The organism is Shigella sp. SIG6 (genome assembly GCF_053555815.1).
The window spans coordinates 1-316 of the sequence record NZ_JBQZXC010000349.1 but is presented as its reverse complement, the minus strand read 5'-3'; the positions used below and the strand labels follow the sequence as shown (position 1 = coordinate 316).

Annotated in this window: 1 protein-coding gene; it reads left to right on the top strand. The window is 50.0% G+C overall.

All coding sequences use genetic code 11. The features are described from left to right. The coding region (locus ACUU1M_RS20765; protein WP_193216430.1) for a transposase at positions 1 to 316 on the top strand (316 nt) is incomplete at both ends.

Sequence of the window (316 nt, the reverse complement as noted above, 5' to 3'; positions counted from 1 at the left end):
ATGGATAATGCCACCCATGTGGCGGTGTACTTTGGCTCTTACCTGAAAAAGCCACCGGTGCCGATGAGTCGTCTGGAGCATTATGCCGGTCAGGATGAAATCGGTCTGCGTTACAACAGTCACCGAACAAAACGGGAAGAATACCTGTTGATGAGTGGAGATGAGTTCATGGAAAGGTTCTCCTGGCATGTGGCGGATAAGGGGTTCCGTATGGTGAGGTACTACGGTTTTTTGAGTCCGGCGAAACGGCGGTTACTGGAAGAAGTGGTGTACATCATAACGGAGACAGTGAGAAAAACGGCGATGCAAATCACCT